19 protein-coding genes and 1 other RNA gene are annotated in these 15,093 nt (G+C 42.6%); 15 read left to right on the top strand and 5 right to left on the bottom strand.

Annotated elements, in window-relative coordinates; translation table 11 throughout:
* The first annotated feature begins 197 nt into the window (after positions 1-197).
* Together MHI44_RS01720 and MHI44_RS01715 are read left to right on the top strand one after the other, a co-directional pair.
* Entirely contained in the window at positions 198-443 is a 246-nt protein-coding gene (locus MHI44_RS01720) for a YppD family protein (RefSeq protein ID WP_015251831.1), read from the top strand.
* A gap of 45 nt (positions 444-488) precedes the next feature.
* Positions 489-860: a YppE family protein gene (locus tag MHI44_RS01715; RefSeq protein ID WP_003246080.1), complete on the top strand. Its 372-nt coding sequence runs from the start codon at positions 489-491 to the stop codon at positions 858-860.
* Between the two features lie 38 nt (positions 861-898).
* On the opposite strand, the gene MHI44_RS01710 is transcribed toward MHI44_RS01715, so the two are convergent.
* Positions 899-1,087 (bottom strand): YppF family protein, encoded by a 189-nt coding sequence (locus tag MHI44_RS01710; RefSeq protein WP_003230690.1) that lies wholly within the window; start codon positions 1,085-1,087, stop codon positions 899-901.
* A 187-nt stretch (positions 1,088-1,274) separates the two neighbouring features.
* On the opposite strand from MHI44_RS01710, the gene MHI44_RS01705 reads away from it, so the two are divergent.
* Entirely contained in the window at positions 1,275-1,652 is a 378-nt protein-coding gene (locus MHI44_RS01705; RefSeq protein ID WP_015251832.1) for a YppG family protein, read from the top strand.
* A 20-nt stretch (positions 1,653-1,672) separates the two neighbouring features.
* Here the strand turns inward: MHI44_RS01705 and MHI44_RS01700 are convergent, their stop codons facing one another.
* A complete protein-coding gene (locus MHI44_RS01700) occupies positions 1,673-2,092 on the bottom strand; it encodes an Hsp20/alpha crystallin family protein (protein ID WP_015251833.1) in 420 nt (139 codons plus the stop codon).
* 137 nt (positions 2,093-2,229) lie between these two features.
* Here MHI44_RS01700 and MHI44_RS01695 point away from each other — a divergent pair, with 137 nt between their 5' ends.
* The 9 genes from MHI44_RS01695 (at position 2,230) to MHI44_RS01655 (ending at position 9,594) form a co-directional block, all read left to right on the top strand.
* Positions 2,230-2,736, top strand: a complete 507-nt coding sequence (locus MHI44_RS01695; protein WP_044052678.1) for a PTS glucose transporter subunit IIA — start codon at positions 2,230-2,232, stop codon at positions 2,734-2,736.
* Positions 2,737-2,838: 102 nt separating this feature from the next.
* Positions 2,839-5,088, top strand: coding sequence for an ATP-dependent helicase MrfA (gene mrfA, locus MHI44_RS01690; protein ID WP_003230697.1), 2,250 nt, complete (start codon positions 2,839-2,841; stop codon positions 5,086-5,088).
* Positions 5,089-5,103: 15 nt separating this feature from the next.
* Positions 5,104-6,345 (top strand): metal-dependent exonucleaseMrfB, encoded by a 1,242-nt coding sequence (gene mrfB, locus MHI44_RS01685; RefSeq protein ID WP_015251835.1) that lies wholly within the window; start codon positions 5,104-5,106, stop codon positions 6,343-6,345.
* A gap of 100 nt (positions 6,346-6,445) precedes the next feature.
* A complete protein-coding gene (locus MHI44_RS01680) occupies positions 6,446-6,574 on the top strand; it encodes a hypothetical protein (protein WP_003230707.1) in 129 nt (42 codons plus the stop codon).
* Positions 6,575-6,657: 83 nt separating this feature from the next.
* Positions 6,658-6,885, top strand: coding sequence for a spore coat protein CotD (gene cotD, locus MHI44_RS01675; protein WP_010886551.1), 228 nt, complete (start codon positions 6,658-6,660; stop codon positions 6,883-6,885).
* 88 nt (positions 6,886-6,973) lie between these two features.
* Positions 6,974-7,516, top strand: a complete 543-nt coding sequence (locus MHI44_RS01670; RefSeq protein WP_015251836.1) for a DUF1273 domain-containing protein — start codon at positions 6,974-6,976, stop codon at positions 7,514-7,516.
* Between the two features lie 77 nt (positions 7,517-7,593).
* Positions 7,594-7,890, top strand: a complete 297-nt coding sequence (gene gpsB / locus MHI44_RS01665) for a cell division regulator GpsB (protein ID WP_003225629.1) — start codon at positions 7,594-7,596, stop codon at positions 7,888-7,890.
* Between the two features lie 65 nt (positions 7,891-7,955).
* Positions 7,956-8,336: RNase P RNA component class B (gene rnpB, locus MHI44_RS01660), an RNA gene on the top strand.
* Positions 8,337-8,436: 100 nt separating this feature from the next.
* Positions 8,437-9,594 carry a class I SAM-dependent RNA methyltransferase gene (locus tag MHI44_RS01655; protein ID WP_339202757.1) on the top strand — a complete coding sequence of 386 codons (1,158 nt, stop codon included), beginning with the start codon at positions 8,437-8,439 and terminating at the stop codon, positions 9,592-9,594.
* A 52-nt stretch (positions 9,595-9,646) separates the two neighbouring features.
* On the opposite strand, the gene MHI44_RS01650 is transcribed toward MHI44_RS01655, so the two are convergent.
* Positions 9,647-9,799: a YpzG family protein gene (locus tag MHI44_RS01650; RefSeq protein WP_010327933.1), complete on the bottom strand. Its 153-nt coding sequence runs from the start codon at positions 9,797-9,799 to the stop codon at positions 9,647-9,649.
* 163 nt (positions 9,800-9,962) lie between these two features.
* Between MHI44_RS01650 and MHI44_RS01645 the strand changes: the two genes are divergently transcribed.
* Together MHI44_RS01645 and MHI44_RS01640 are read left to right on the top strand one after the other, a co-directional pair.
* Positions 9,963-10,154, top strand: coding sequence for a hypothetical protein (locus MHI44_RS01645; protein ID WP_003246090.1), 192 nt, complete (start codon positions 9,963-9,965; stop codon positions 10,152-10,154).
* A 102-nt stretch (positions 10,155-10,256) separates the two neighbouring features.
* Positions 10,257-12,182, top strand: coding sequence for an ATP-dependent DNA helicase (locus MHI44_RS01640; RefSeq protein WP_041849955.1), 1,926 nt, complete (start codon positions 10,257-10,259; stop codon positions 12,180-12,182).
* 40 nt (positions 12,183-12,222) lie between these two features.
* Here the strand turns inward: MHI44_RS01640 and kduD are convergent, their stop codons facing one another.
* Together kduD and kduI are read right to left on the bottom strand one after the other, a co-directional pair.
* On the bottom strand, positions 12,223-12,987 hold the full coding sequence (gene kduD / locus MHI44_RS01635) for a 2-dehydro-3-deoxy-D-gluconate 5-dehydrogenase KduD (protein ID WP_029726792.1): 765 nt from the start codon (positions 12,985-12,987) through the stop codon (positions 12,223-12,225).
* Between the two features lies 1 nt (position 12,988).
* Positions 12,989-13,816: a 5-dehydro-4-deoxy-D-glucuronate isomerase gene (kduI, locus tag MHI44_RS01630; RefSeq protein WP_017696982.1), complete on the bottom strand. Its 828-nt coding sequence runs from the start codon at positions 13,814-13,816 to the stop codon at positions 12,989-12,991.
* A gap of 220 nt (positions 13,817-14,036) precedes the next feature.
* On the opposite strand from kduI, the gene kdgR reads away from it, so the two are divergent.
* A complete protein-coding gene (kdgR, locus tag MHI44_RS01625; RefSeq protein ID WP_339202753.1) occupies positions 14,037-15,056 on the top strand; it encodes a pectin utilization transcriptional regulator KdgR in 1,020 nt (339 codons plus the stop codon).
* Positions 15,057-15,093: the final 37 nt, after the last annotated feature.

Below are 15,093 nucleotides of genomic sequence, written 5' to 3'. Positions count from 1 at the left end.
CGGCACCTCCTCACAAGTATCGTTTGCATTAAGGAGGAGGATCATACAATTTTTGCGGGTGTTTTTGTCGAAAACTTCAGCTTTTCGTGGAATACCTGTTTGTTTGGCGATTTGCTTCTAGTTTTGTCATGAGGAAGGAAAGAGCCTTGAGAGCAAAGAATTTTAACCGGGAGAGACAAGGAAAGGGAGGTACACGAATGTCCGGTTATGTATGCAAGACAGATATTCTCCGTATGCTTTCTGATATAGAAGATGAATTAACGCGAGCTGAGCAAAGCCTGAATCATTCTGTAAATGCATTAGAGGCTGAGATGCGGGAAACGGAAAACGATCGCCTAAGTATGCTGGAAGAAGAAATCATAGATCTTCATATTTGTATAAATGAGCTGTATCAATCGCCTGAACACAGGTATGCGTTTGAGAAGGTATACCGTATCGGCTGAATTTGCGAGTGAAATTTGGTACGATAGGCATTGAGGTGAAAGATATTGCTATCACAAACTTTGCTGGAAATGACCGAGCAAATGATTGAAGTTGCTGAAAAAGGCGCTGATCGGTATCAGGAAGGAAAAAACAGTAATCATTCTTATGATTTTTTTGAGACGATAAAGCCTGCAGTTGAAGAGAATGATGAACTGGCTGCTCGCTGGGCAGAGGGTGCTCTTGAATTGATAAAAGTCCGCCGGCCAAAATATGTGCATAAAGAGCAAATTGAGGCCGTAAAGGATAATTTCCTGGAATTGGTCCTTCAATCTTATGTTCATCATATTCATAAAAAACGATTCAAGGACATCACTGAGTCAGTCCTTTATACATTGCACGCAGTAAAGGATGAAATTGCAAGAGAAGACAGCCGGTAAAAGGCTGTCTTCTTTTCGTTTTTATAGGGGGCCGGACGTTAATTCATCTCATATGCCGGGCTTTCTGCTCCATTTGCTTCGAGAACCTTCATACTGTTACGAAACTCAGTTATGCTGAGATGTCCTTGAATATAGAGGAACTTGGCAAAGTCCATCAGTTTATTCATACAGTCTGTTTCATATTTCTTCATTTCTGCAAAACGTTTGCTTAAGTATGATACGTTCATTATGGTGCATCCCCTCTCATCTGTATTGAAAATATGGTACCATAATGATTCGACTTTTTTCTGTTTTTAAAAAATTTAAACTTTCGACACAATTTGACAAATGCTAATCATCACTTGTGACACAAACAATAGAAGTCATTCATACATATATAGAAGAGAAATATGTTGTGTTTAAGGGGGAATCGCAATGAACGGGAGCTCTCGAAGCTATCCTCGGCAAATGGGCTATTATTATCCTCAGCAAATGCAAGGATATTATCAGCAGGCTGCACCCGGTTATTTAGAGCAACAACTGCCTCAGCAGCATTATGGACAGCAGGATTATTATCAGCCTTATGCTCCGATTCAGCCTATGCCTATGCAGCCGCCTGTATTTTCTAACCCTTATCCTATCCCAAGGCCTAATCAACAGCAGCCTTCGCAATTTCAAAGCATTATGTCGCAGTTTAAAAAAGCCAATGGGCAATTTGATTTTAATAAAATGATGGATACGACAGGTCAAGTAATGAGTGCAATGAATCAGGTCGGATCTTTAATAAAGGGATTTACCAGCTTTTTTAAATGATAGAAGCATGAATGAATCGTTCATTCATGCTTATTTTTTGGAAAGAAAAGTGTCATTGTCTGCTCGTTCCAAGACGTTTCCATATCTTCTTGGCGAACTTCATAAGGCAGCTGAACCGTTCTTGTCATGCTTGTAAAGGTAGCCTCATTTTGGTGTTTCTGTTTTTCTTGGAGTGTTACATGGAGATACCTCGATTTAACATCAACGACGATCTCGCCATCTCGAAACGTCGCCGGAATGGTAATATCGATATACAGCCCAGTATCTCTTTCTCTGACATGTATGGTCGTCTGCACATCCTTTAAACTCGAGTTGATCAGGTTCTGAAATCTGTTTATAAGGTTGCCGAACGCTGAGGATTGAAAAAGAGTGTCGATTGCCTCCGTTATGATTTCTTCTTTCTTTTGCAGTTCGTTCTTTTTGTCATCATAGAATTCCAATTTCGCCACCGCCTTTTTTATCCAGATTATGCGTCTATGCCAGATGTTGTTATAAATTGAAGCAAAATTGAAAGTGTGGTTAAATAGTGGTGAATGAAGGGATAACGGTTGAAGTGAATGAGAAGGGAGAAAATACATTGCTGAAAAAATTATTCGGAATGGGCAAAACTCAGGAAAAGGTGACAGAAGAGGTTATTTATTCTCCGGCAGACGGTACAGTAATGGACCTGTCAGATGTACCGGACCCTGTTTTTTCACAGAAAATGATGGGAGAAGGAATAGCGGTGGAACCTTCTAGCGGTGAAATCGTTTCTCCCGCTGAAGGTGAAGTCATTCAGATTTTCCACACCAAACACGCCGTTGGCATTCGGACTCGCTCGGGAATTGAGCTGTTAATTCATGTCGGGCTGGAGACAGTCAATATGAACGGAGAAGGATTTACTGCCCACATTAAAGAAGGGGATAAAGTGAAGGTCGGTGACCCGCTGATTACATGTGATTTGGAATTAATAAAAGAAAAAGCGAGCAGCACAGTCATCCCAATCGTTATAATGAATGGTGAGGCTGTAGGATCAATGGTATCGGCAGGCGAAAAGGCTGCTCGTAAAGGCGAATCAAAGCTCCTTACAATAAAAGCGAAATAAGCAGGGCGTATGCCTTGCTTTTTTTATTCAACTGTATAAAATTTGCACCTAGCCATGCAAACAAATATTCGGTAAACTGTACTTGACAAAGAGGTGTAAAGAATGAAAAAGAAATCACTGACTGAACTCATTTCTGATTTAAAAGGAAATGAAAACGTTGTGAATTGGCATGAAATTGAGCCTCGGGAAGCAAAAACAAGGCCTATGCCCGAAAGTATAGACGAGAGAATCAAAGCGGCCCTTTCGAAAAGGGGCATTGATGAACTATATACTCACCAATATTCCGCTTTTCAATATGTGCAAAAAGGAGAAAGCATCGTTACCGTAACGCCAACAGCATCAGGAAAAACGTTATGCTACAACCTCCCAGTCCTGCAGTCCATCGCCCAAGATGAAACAAACCGGGCGTTATATTTATTTCCGACTAAAGCGCTGGCACAAGACCAAAAGAGCGAGCTAAATGAAATTATTGATGAAATGGGCATTGATATTAAAAGCTTTACATATGACGGGGATACGTCTCCGGCAATCAGACAAAAGGTGAGAAAAGCAGGTCATATTGTCATTACAAACCCCGATATGCTGCATTCTGCCATTCTACCGCATCATACGAAATGGGTCAGTTTGTTTGAAAACCTTAAGTATATCGTCATCGATGAGCTTCATACGTATCGAGGTGTGTTCGGCAGCCATGTGGCAAATGTGATCCGGCGGCTAAAGCGGATCTGCCGGTTTTATGGAAGTGATCCGGTTTTTATTTGTACTTCCGCAACAATTGCCAACCCAAAGGAATTGGGAGAGCAGCTGACAGGCAAACCGATGCGGCTGGTCGATGACAATGGCGCACCGAGCGGACGCAAGCATTTTGTGTTTTACAATCCGCCAATTGTGAACAAACCGCTGAATATTAGAAGGAGCGCAACCGCAGAAGTGAATGAACTGGCGAAAGAGTTCCTTAAAAACAAAGTGCAGACCATTGTTTTTGCCAGAAGCAGAGTTCGGGTGGAAATTATTTTAAGCCATATTCAGGAGCTTGTGAAAAAAGAGATTGGAACAAAATCAATCAGAGGCTATCGGGGAGGCTATCTGCCGAAAGAGCGAAGAGAAATCGAAAAAGGCCTGAGAGAAGGCGACATTTTAGGAGTGGTCAGTACGAATGCCTTAGAGCTTGGTGTTGATATCGGCCAGCTGCAAGTGTGTGTAATGACGGGGTATCCCGGAAGTGTTGCAAGTGCTTGGCAGCAGGCGGGACGAGCCGGCAGAAGACACGGTGAATCTTTGATTATCATGGTAGCCAATTCAACACCGATTGACCAATATATTGTGCGGCATCCTGAATATTTCTTTAATCGTTCGCCTGAATCTGCAAGAATCAATCCGGAGAATTTGATTATTTTAGTAGACCACTTAAAGTGTGCGGCTTATGAGCTTCCTTTTAGAGCTGATGAAGAATTTGGACCCATGGAAGTCAGTGATATTCTTGAGTATCTTGAGGAAGAGGCTGTTCTTCACCGCAACGGCGAACGGTACCATTGGGCAAGTGAGTCGTTTCCTGCTTCAAACATCAGTTTGCGTTCCGCCTCCCAGGAAAATGTCGTTATAGTTGATCAGTCGGATATTGCAAATGTAAGGATTATCGGTGAAATGGACCGTTTTAGTGCGATGACGCTTTTGCATGATGAAGCGATTTATTTGCATGAAGGCGTTCAGTATCAAGTTGAGAAGCTCGATTGGGACCATAAAAAGGCGTATGTCAGAAAAGTCGATGTCGAATATTATACGGATGCAAACCTGGCAGTTCAGCTGAAGGTATTAGAAATCGATAAAACGAAAGAAAAAAGCCGTACATCATTGCACTACGGAGATGTCACTGTCAATGCCCTGCCGACCATTTTTAAAAAAATAAAAATGACCACTTTTGAAAATATTGGGTCTGGACCCATTCATTTGCCGGAAGAAGAACTGCATACAAGTGCAGCTTGGCTCGAAATCAAAACAGCGGATGAAGACATCGGGGAAAAGACACTGGAACAGCTGCTTCTTGGCATCTCGAATGTGCTGCAGCATATTGTCCCTGTGTATATCATGTGTGATCGAAATGATGTTCATGTTGTTTCTCAAATTAAAGCAGCCCATACCGGATTGCCAACCATATTTTTATATGATCATTATCCGGGCGGTATCGGTTTGGCGGAGGAAGTCTTTAAACGTTTTTCAGACATTAATGAAGCGGCGAAACAACTGATTACACATTGTCCTTGTCATGACGGCTGTCCGTCTTGTATAGGTACGGAAATAGAAGGGATAAAAGCAAAGGAAAGAATTTTGCAGCTGTTGGATCAAATGTCGTAAGGAGGGAGGCCGGATATGTCATTAAAAGGGAAACTCCAACGGATGAAAAAGCACATGGCGCTCGACGAAGGAGAACAAAAAATAGAAGCAGGCAAACAAGAAAACCACTTTGATGACATCCCGTTTTTAGAAGAGTGGGAGGCTTTTGGCATGAAGCCTTTCATCTTCGAAGATGAATATTGCCTCATCAGAGAAGTAGAATATCCGCTTTCTCACCGCCATGGGTTATACAGCTTTTCTGAGCTTGAGGAAGTGATCACAATGTGGAATCAAAGCGGCCTGTCGCATACATTGTCAGCAAAAGGGTATAACAAAAACAACCTCTTTTTCTTTGATACAGAAACAACCGGTCTTGGGGGTGGAGCTGGGAATACCATTTTTTTGCTTGGGCATGCGAGAGTATATGAAGACCGAGTGACAGTCAAACAGCATCTTTTGCCCAAACCGGGGAACGAAGTCGCCTTGTACCAAAGCTTTTTAAGCGAGGTTGACATTACATCACTTGTGACCTACAACGGCAAAGCCTTTGATTGGCCGCAGGTGAAAACAAGACACACCTTGATCCGTGACAGACTTCCGAAGCTTCCGGAATTTGGCCACTTTGATCTTTTGCATGGAGCTAGACGCCTCTGGAAACACAAAATGGACCGCGTATCTCTTGGCACGGTTGAAAAAGAGGAGCTCGGCATCCGCAGACTAGAAGACACACCGGGCTACTTGGCGCCAATGCTTTACTTTCATTTTATCAAGGCGCAAGAGCCGGATCTTTTAAAAGGTGTCCTGCATCATAATGAAATGGATGTGTTATCACTCATTTCATTGTACATCCATATGTCTAAAAAAATCCTTTCAGAATCACATGCGCCAAAAGAACACAGTGAAGCCTATGCTATGGCGAAATGGTTTATGGCTCATAAGGAAACGGACCAAGCGATCAAGCAGTTGGAAAGGCTTATAGAAAAATCGTTTGAGGATCAGGACAGTGCACGGCTGGATTTATCGCTCCTGTACAAAAAACAAAACCGCTTGGAAGAAGCAGTGCCGCTTTGGGAAAAGCTGTCCCGCTCGCAAAACCAGAAGTGCAGATACGCTGCTGTAATAGAGCTCGCGAAATATTTTGAGCATAAGAAAAAAGAATTCGAAAAAGCATTGCAAGTAGCAGAGCAATTGCTTAGCGATGCGGCATGCTTATCAGAGAAAGAAACTGAAAAACTGCATGTGAGAATTGCCCGGCTGAAGAGGAAATATTCCTCTTAAATATTCCCCGGGAAAGCGCAAAAGACGACTTGTTTCGCCATGAATTTTTTTTGCTGAATTCACATTGATTTTGTTGTAGAATAGCGGCGAATCCTGTAAAATGACGTTAGTTATTTTTAAAGGGAGAGTTGGTATGTATAAGGGTGTTTTTTACTTGTTCTTTGTTGTGGTATTTTTGATTGCTTTTGTGTTTTCAAACTTTAAAGACAGCTTAATTGCACACTTTTAAAATAGGTCTTTGCATCAGAACATGTACCCCTTATTTTTCATAGCTTAGTATTGTAATAAAGTTTATGGAAAGGGGATTTTATCATGCATCACTGCAGACCGCATATGATGGCGCCAATTGTCCATCCTACTCATTGCTGTGAACACCATACGTTTTCGAAGACTATCGTGCCGCACATTCACCCACAGCATACAACAAACGTAAACCACCAGCATTTTCAGCACGTTCACTACTTTCCACACACTTTCTCAAATGTTGACCCGGCTACGCATCAGCATTTTCAAGCAGGAAAACCTTGCTGCGACTACTAGTATGGAAAACGTGCAGCTTGATGGTGTAAACAATGCAGCACAACAAATGGGGCCCACGGGAGCCCCATTTTTTAAAGCAGGTGAAATGATGAAAGTATTGGCAATAACGGGCTATAAACCGTTTGAACTCGGGATATTTAAGCAGGATGACAAGGCGCTGTATTACATAAAAAAAGCCATTAAGAATCGGCTGATTGCTTTTTTGGATGAAGGATTAGAATGGATTTTAATTTCGGGCCAGCTTGGAGCGGAGCTGTGGGCGGCAGAAGCTGCATATGATTTGCAGGAGGAATTCCCTGACTTAAAGGTAGCTGTCATCACACCATTTTACGAGCAGGAAAAGAACTGGAAAGAACCGAATAAGGAACAGTATGAAGCAGTTCTGTCTCAGGCAGACTATGAAGCAAGCCTGACTCACCGTCCTTATGAAAGCCCGCTTCAATTCAAACAAAAAAATCAGTTCTTCATTGATAAGTCCGACGGGCTTCTGCTTTTATATGACCCGGAAAAGGAAGGCTCCCCTAAGTATATGCTTGGGACAGCGGAAAAAAGGCGCGAACAGGATGGCTATCCCATCTACTTTATTACAATGGATGACTTGAGAGTGACAGTGGAGGAAGACAGCTACTAACAATGAGAGAGAAATTTGACAACCGTACAGATTTCTGAAAAAATATATGTGATGATTCACGATACGAGGTGAAAAAGATGCTTGCTGATAAAGTAAAGCTTTCTGCGAAAGAAATTTTGGAAAAAGAATTTAAAACAGGCGTTAGAGGCTACAAGCAAGAAGACGTTGACAAATTTTTAGATATGATTATTAAGGATTATGAAACCTTCCATCAAGAAATTGAAGAACTGCAGCAGGAAAATCTGCAGCTGAAAAAACAGCTTGAAGAAGCCAGCAAAAAACAGCCTGTGCAATCTAACACAACAAACTTTGATATTTTAAAACGGCTGTCTAACTTAGAAAAACACGTTTTTGGCAGCAAGCTTTATGATTGATCACGCTTGAAAAAAATGGCGCTTGTAAATTGTAATCAGTTGTTATATAATAATTCATGTTCTTAACGTTCGGGTAATCGCTGCAGATCTTGAATCTGTAGAGGAAAGTCCATGCTCGCACGGTGCTGAGATGCCCGTAGTGTTCGTGCCTAGCGAAGTCATAAGCTAGGGCAGTCTTTAGAGGCTGACGGCAGGAAAAAAGCCTACGTCTTCGGATATGGCTGAGTATCCTTGAAAGTGCCACAGTGACGAAGTCTCACTAGAAATGGTGAGAGTGGAACGCGGTAAACCCCTCGAGCGAGAAACCCAAATTTTGGTAGGGGAACCTTCTTAACGGAATTCAACGGAGAGAAGGACAGAATGCTTTCTGTAGATAGATGATTGCCGCCTGAGTACGAGGTGATGAGCCGTTTGCAGTACGATGGAACAAAACATGGCTTACAGAACGTTAGACCACTTACATTTAAAATGATGAAAACAAGCTCTCCCGTATAAGGAGAGCTTTTATCTTGAAAAGAGAAAAGTTTTAAAAGACAGGGTGATACGATGACGAAGTATACACTAATTGCAACGGCGCCGATGGGCATTGAAGCTGTTGTCGCAAAGGAAGTACGAGATTTAGGATACGAATGCAAGGTTGATAACGGGAAAGTTATTTTTGAAGGTGATGCACTTGCCATCTGCCGTGCGAACCTTTGGCTTAGAACAGCCGACCGCATAAAGGTTCAGGTTGCTTCTTTTAAAGCGAAAACATTTGATGAACTGTTTGAAAAAACGAAAGCGATTAACTGGCGCTCATTTATACCTGAAAACGGGAAATTCCCTGTCATCGGAAAATCGGTAAAATCAACACTTGCAAGCGTTCCTGACTGTCAGCGGATCGTCAAAAAAGCAATTGTCGAAAAGCTCAAGCTGCAGTCCGGCAAAGCCAATGATTGGATTGAAGAAACAGGTGCCGAGTATAAAGTCGAAATTTCTTTATTGAAAGATCAGGCTTTGATTACACTGGACTCATCAGGGACAGGCCTTCACAAACGAGGATACCGTGTCGATCAGGGCGGTGCGCCGATTAAAGAAACACTTGCTGCCGCTTTGGTGCAATTAACCAATTGGACGCCGGACCGCCCGTTTGTTGATCCTTTCTGCGGCTCCGGAACAATCGCGATAGAAGCGGCGCTAATTGGCCAAAACATCGCCCCGGGATTCAATCGCGATTTTGTTTCAGAGGATTGGGAATGGATCGGTAAAGATCTGTGGAACAAAGCGCGGCTTGAAGTCGAAGAAAAGGCAAATTATGATCAGCCGCTTACAATTTTCGCTAGCGACATAGACCACCGCATGGTTGAAATCGCAAAAGAAAATGCAGAGGAAGCAGGATTGGGAGATCTAATCCAGTTCAAACAGATGCAGGTCAAAGACTTTACCACAAATCTGGAATTTGGCGTAATTGTCGGCAACCCGCCATATGGAGAGCGTCTCGGCGAGAAAAAAGCCGTTGAGCAGATGTACAAAGAAATGGGGAAGGCGTTCGAGCCGCTTGATACTTGGTCTGTGTATATGCTGACATCAAATGAAAACTTTGAGGAAGCATATGGCAGAAAAGCAACGAAGAAACGAAAGCTCTTTAACGGGTTTATTAAAACGGATTATTATCAATACTGGTCAAAAGTAAGACCGCAGCGCAAGAAAACAGAAAACGCATAAAAAGAAGACGCTCTGCATGCGTCTTCTTTCATCTTTCAGCCCTATTCTATCGTTACCAACGGTGAGCTTTCGCGTTGCTTCTCAATATAATGTTGGTTTGGGACATTTCAGTGTGACCGTTTACTTGAGACTTAGAACGTTTAGGCCGCGTCCAATTGTGATGAAACAGTTCAGAATGCTGATCTAATCGGTTTCTATAACTCATGTCAACATCACTCCCTGATAGAATATTGTTGATAAGACGGATAATCCGGAGACGGAATATCAAGTGTAGTTTGTGCATGTTTCGGTGATAACATGCGGTAAAGCATGTATATAAAATGAAAAGTTCGCATACAATGATGATTATTTCCATCAGAGGTGATCTCATGCTGAACAGCGAACATTTTAATCTTATTCAAAGGGCGCTTGACGCAACAGCAAACGAGCTGAAGGAGCTCGGGACTGATTCGTCTCCGTCTGTGATTTCGCATGCGCAAACTGATTTAGAAAAAGCGGTAGAACATATTTATTCAACAGACCATCCTTTTTTATCGTCGCATGTGATCAATCGTAAGTAAACTGCAAAAAACTTGGCATTGCCAAGTTTTTTTATTGTATTCATCAGCGGAAAATGATATTATTGGTGGTCTGAATGTCGAATAGTTGGGGGTTGGAACTAGGTGACAACATCACGCTTGCCTTTTTCTTTAACGAAAACAAAGAATTTTTATGAAGAATTGAACAATTGGATTGGTGACGTGTTTTACGATATCCTTCCCGAAAAAGGGTTTGATCTTCGGGACGAGCAAGTGTTTATGGCTTTTCAGCTGGAGCGGGCGTTTAAAGAGAAAAAAGTCATGTTCGCCGAAGCTGGAGTGGGAACGGGGAAAACGCTGGTATATCTTCTTTTTGCAATCAGCTATGCAAGGTATGTCGGCAAACCTGCCATCATCGCTTGTGCGGATGAAACATTAATTGAACAGCTGGTGAAAAAAGAGGGCGATATTTCTAAGCTGGCTGAGCATCTTGATCTGAAAATTGATACAAGGCTGTCAAAATCACATGAGCAATATTTATGCTTGAAGAAGCTTGAAAAAACAATGCAGCGTTCTGATGATGATAAATGGCTGGATCTTTATGAGTCGTTACCGTCATTTGTCCACGAGTCCCAGGCGATGCAGCGCTTTTATCCGTATGGCGACCGTAAGCAGTACGCAAATCTATCGAATGAAGAGTGGTCTGACGTAAGCTACGACTCGTTTCAGGACTGTCTGACTTGTGATATGAGACACAGATGCGGTCTGACACTTTCCAGAGATTACTACCGCAAGTCAACGGACTTAATCATTTGTTCCCATGATTTTTATATGGAGCATGTGTGGACGGAAGAATCACGCAAACGAGAGGGCCAGCTGCCGCTCTTGCCTGATCATAGTGCAGTTGTATTTGATGAGGGGCATTTGTTAGAGTTTGCTGCGCAAAAAGCGCTAACCTATAGAGTGAAGCAGTCTACTCTTGAATTGTTTTTAGAACGATTGCTGCAAAATGACATCAGAGAAGAGTTTGCAGAATTGATTGAAGATGCGCTTGCTGCAAACGACGAATTTTTCTATGTTCTTTCTGAAGAATCAAAGGAAGTAGCCGGTTCACACCGTTTAGAAATAAAAAATGACCAGCGTGTCAAAAAGGCGGCGGACGAGCTTTGTCGTTTACTTGATAAAATCGGTGAGGCACTTGTATTTGAGTCTGAAATGTATACGATTGATCAATACGAGCTGTCAGTAGTGGAAGAATATGTTGAACAAATGGCGTATTCATTATCTCTATATCAAAAGGATGCAATCAGCTGGCTGGAGAAAAAGGAAGCAGAATCAACTTTTGTCGTGATGCCGAGAACGGTAGCAGAAGTACTTGGCGAAAAAGTGTTTTCTAAGAAAATTCCTTATATCTTCTCTTCTGCTACGCTGTCAGAAGGCGGTTCGTTTGATTATATTGCCGACAGTCTTGGGATTCATGATTATTTGTCATTAACTGTTGATTCCCCTTATGATTATGACGAGCAAATGAGTATTAATTTATACGCAAAAACAGATATGGCCGCTGAACAAAAAACGGCTGAAACGATTGAAACAATCAAACGATACAAAGGAAGAACGCTGGTGCTTTTCCCTTCTTTTGAAGAATTAAACGAGTTTAAAGAGCTGTCGGCGGCATGGGAGCTGCCGTATCCAATTTTCTTCGAAGGTGATGAGGAAATCAGCAGCTTAGTAGAGAAATTCCAAGAGGAAGAAGAAACAGTACTTTGTTCAGTTCACTTATGGGAAGGACTCGACATTCCCGGTGACGCATTGAAGAATGTTACCATTTGGTCATTACCGTTCCCGCCACACGATCCTGTATTTACAGCGAAGCGCAACGGAGCGAAAAAAGATCCGTTCGAAGAAGTTGATCTGCCATATATGTTGTTACGTGTACGGCAGGGCATCGGGCGCCTGATTCGCTCGAATCAAGACAGCGGCTCGATTCACATTTACGCTGGCGGAGAAAATGAACGCATCATTGATGAGGTCAAAAAGGTCTTGCCTGTTGAACCGCACATGATGTAATGGAAAAAAGCTGACGATCGTTCGTCAGCTTTTTTATTTGTCAGCGGGATAGCCAGCCGCCATCAACTGCTAAAATATGTCCATTTACATAATCTGAAGCACGTGATGCCAAAAAGACTGCAGTCCCCCCGATATCATCCGCTTGGCCCCAGCGGCCGGCAGGAATTCTCTTTAAAATGTCCTCATTTCGCTTTTCGTCATCCCGAATAGGCTTTGTATTCGCAGTAGAAATATAGCCTGGGGCGATTGCGTTGACCTGAATACCTGACGCTGCCCACTCATTTGCAAATGATTTTGTCAAACCGGCAACAGCGTGTTTGCTCGCGGTGTAAGCCGGAACGAGGATGCCGCCTTGAAAAGACAGGAGAGAGGCAATATTAATAATCTTTCCATGACCTCTTTTCAGCATGTGCCTGCCAGCAAGCTGTGTCAGAATAAACAGGCTGTTTAGATTGACATTCAGTACGTGCTGCCAGTTCTCTTCTGAAAAATCTTCCGCTTTTTCCCGATGAATAATGCCGGCATTATTGACAAGGATGTGGATCTGCCTGTTTTCAAACAGCTCAGCTGCAGAATCCTTTATCGCTTCCGGCTTGCTCATGTCCAATGTAAAAGATGTAAATATCCGGCCTTCCTGTTCCACAAGCTGCTGTGTTTCAGACAGGCTGCTTTTATGTGATGTGCCGATAATATCAGCGCCAGCACCGGCTAGGGCTTTGGCAATTCCTTGACCGATCCCTGTTCCAGGGCCTGTCACCAGCGCTGTTTTTCCTTCTAATGAAAAGGCGTCATGTAGATAACCCATCTTATTTCAGCCCATCCATCGGAACGAGATCCATGTCCGTAAATGTGTAATTTTCTCCAGCCATCGCCCACACAAAGCTATAGTTTGATGTTCCTGCGCCAGAATGAATAGACCAGGCGGGAGAAAGGACAGCCTGCTCATTTCCAACAACAAGATGGCGTGTTTCGTCCGGCTGGCCCATGAAATGAAATACCTTTGAATCCTTTTCAAGATCCAGATAAAGATAAGCCTCCATCCGACGGTCATGAACGTGTGCTGGCATGGTATTCCAGTTGTTGTTTTGATCTAACATCGTTATTCCCATCATCAGCTGACAGCTTTTAATGCCATCCTGATGAATAACTTTGTACAGACTTCTGACATTAGACGCTGCATCATCACCAAGGCGGTCCGGTGTCAGTTCAGCTAGGGCGGCTTTTTGTGTTGGATAGCTTTTGTGGGCGCAAGCGGAGACGAAGTAAAACTTCGCTTTTTCACCGTTCAGGCTTGAAAATGATACATCCTGATTACCCATTCCGATATAGAGAAAATCCTTTGTTTGAAGCACATATTCATCATCGCCGACTCTAACGGCACCAGGCTGGCCGACATTAATAATCCCGATTTCACGCCGTTCCAAAAAGAAGTCTGTTTTTAGAAAATCACCTGCATCAAGCTTCAGTTCACTTTGCCCTGGAGCCGCTCCGCCGATGACAACCCGGTCTTCATGTGAGTAATACATCGAAAGTTTATTTTCTGTAAATAAAGGATCCATTAAGAAATGACTGCGAAGCTCCTCTGTTGTAAAGCGTTTTACTTGTTCAGGATGTACAGAATAACGATTTTCCATTATATTTCCCCCTTGGTTAGGATTTCAGCATCACTTGAATGAAAATATTTTGGTAACGGTTTCAAAGAAAATTTTAGGATAAATAGTGAAAAGAGTCAACGGAAAATAATGAATTGACACATTATTAAAAAAACTCTTTCCAAATTTTAAAATTATGGTATTCTTTTGTTGTAACGGTTTTGAAATCGGTTTCAAATATATGAGATACAGGAGCACTTGAATGAAAAAGAAAACAACAGGCCATACAACCATCAAAGATGTAGCTGAATGTGCAGGAGTTTCGAAATCGACAGTTTCCCGCTATATTAACGGAAAAATTGACGCGATTTCTCCTGAAAAAGTGAAAAACATTAAAAAGGCAATCGCAGAATTGAATTATCGGCCGAGTAAAATGGCACAAGGTTTGAAAATAAAAAAAAGCAAGTTAATCGGATTTGTTGTAGCTGACATTACAAATCCTTTTTCGGTCGCTGCTTTCAGGGGAGTCGAAGAGGTTTGTGATCAATATGGTTACAGCATTATGGTGTGCAACACAGATAACAGTCCTGAAAAAGAGCGGGAAATGCTCTTAAAGCTAGAAGCCCATTCGGTTGAGGGCTTGATTTTAAACGCAACAGGGGAAAACAAGGATGTACTCCGCGCTTTTGCTGAACAGCAAATTCCAACAATCTTAATTGACCGGAAACTGCCGGATCTGAAACTGGATACCGTAACGACTGACAACAGATGGATCACAAAAGAGATTCTTCAGAAGGTGTACAGCAAAGGGTATACTGATGTCGCGCTGTTTACCGAACCGATTTCCTCTATCAGCCCTCGTGCAGAAAGAGCAGCTGTGTATCAGGAAATGGCTTCGGTTCAAAATGTGAACGGGCTTGTCAGATTGCATGAAATTGACGTAAAAGACAAGGAGCAGCTTAAGGCGGCGCTTTGTTCTTTTCAAAAGGAAATGCCGGAGCAAAAAAAAGCGATTCTGGCTTTGAATGGCTTGATTATGCTGAAAATCATCAGCTGTATGGAAGAGCTTGGCCTGCGCATCCCTCAAGATATAGGGATTGCAGGATTCGATGATACGGAATGGTATAAACTGATCGGTCCAGGTATTACAACGATCGCCCAGCCGTCACATGATATGGGCAGGACGGCGATGGAACGTGTATTAAAAAGGATTGAAGGTGACAAAGGAGCGCCTCAAACCATTGAATTAGAGGCAAAAGTCATCATGAGAAAGTCACTTTAATCCTAGGTGCCCTCAACTAAGAGGAGGTTGGGAAGAG

The organism is Bacillus sp. FSL K6-1366 (assembly GCF_037976695.1).
Lineage (GTDB): Bacteria > Bacillota > Bacilli > Bacillales > Bacillaceae > Bacillus > Bacillus subtilis.
The sequence above is the reverse complement of the archived record's forward strand: the minus strand, read 5'-3'. Positions and strand labels throughout refer to the sequence as shown.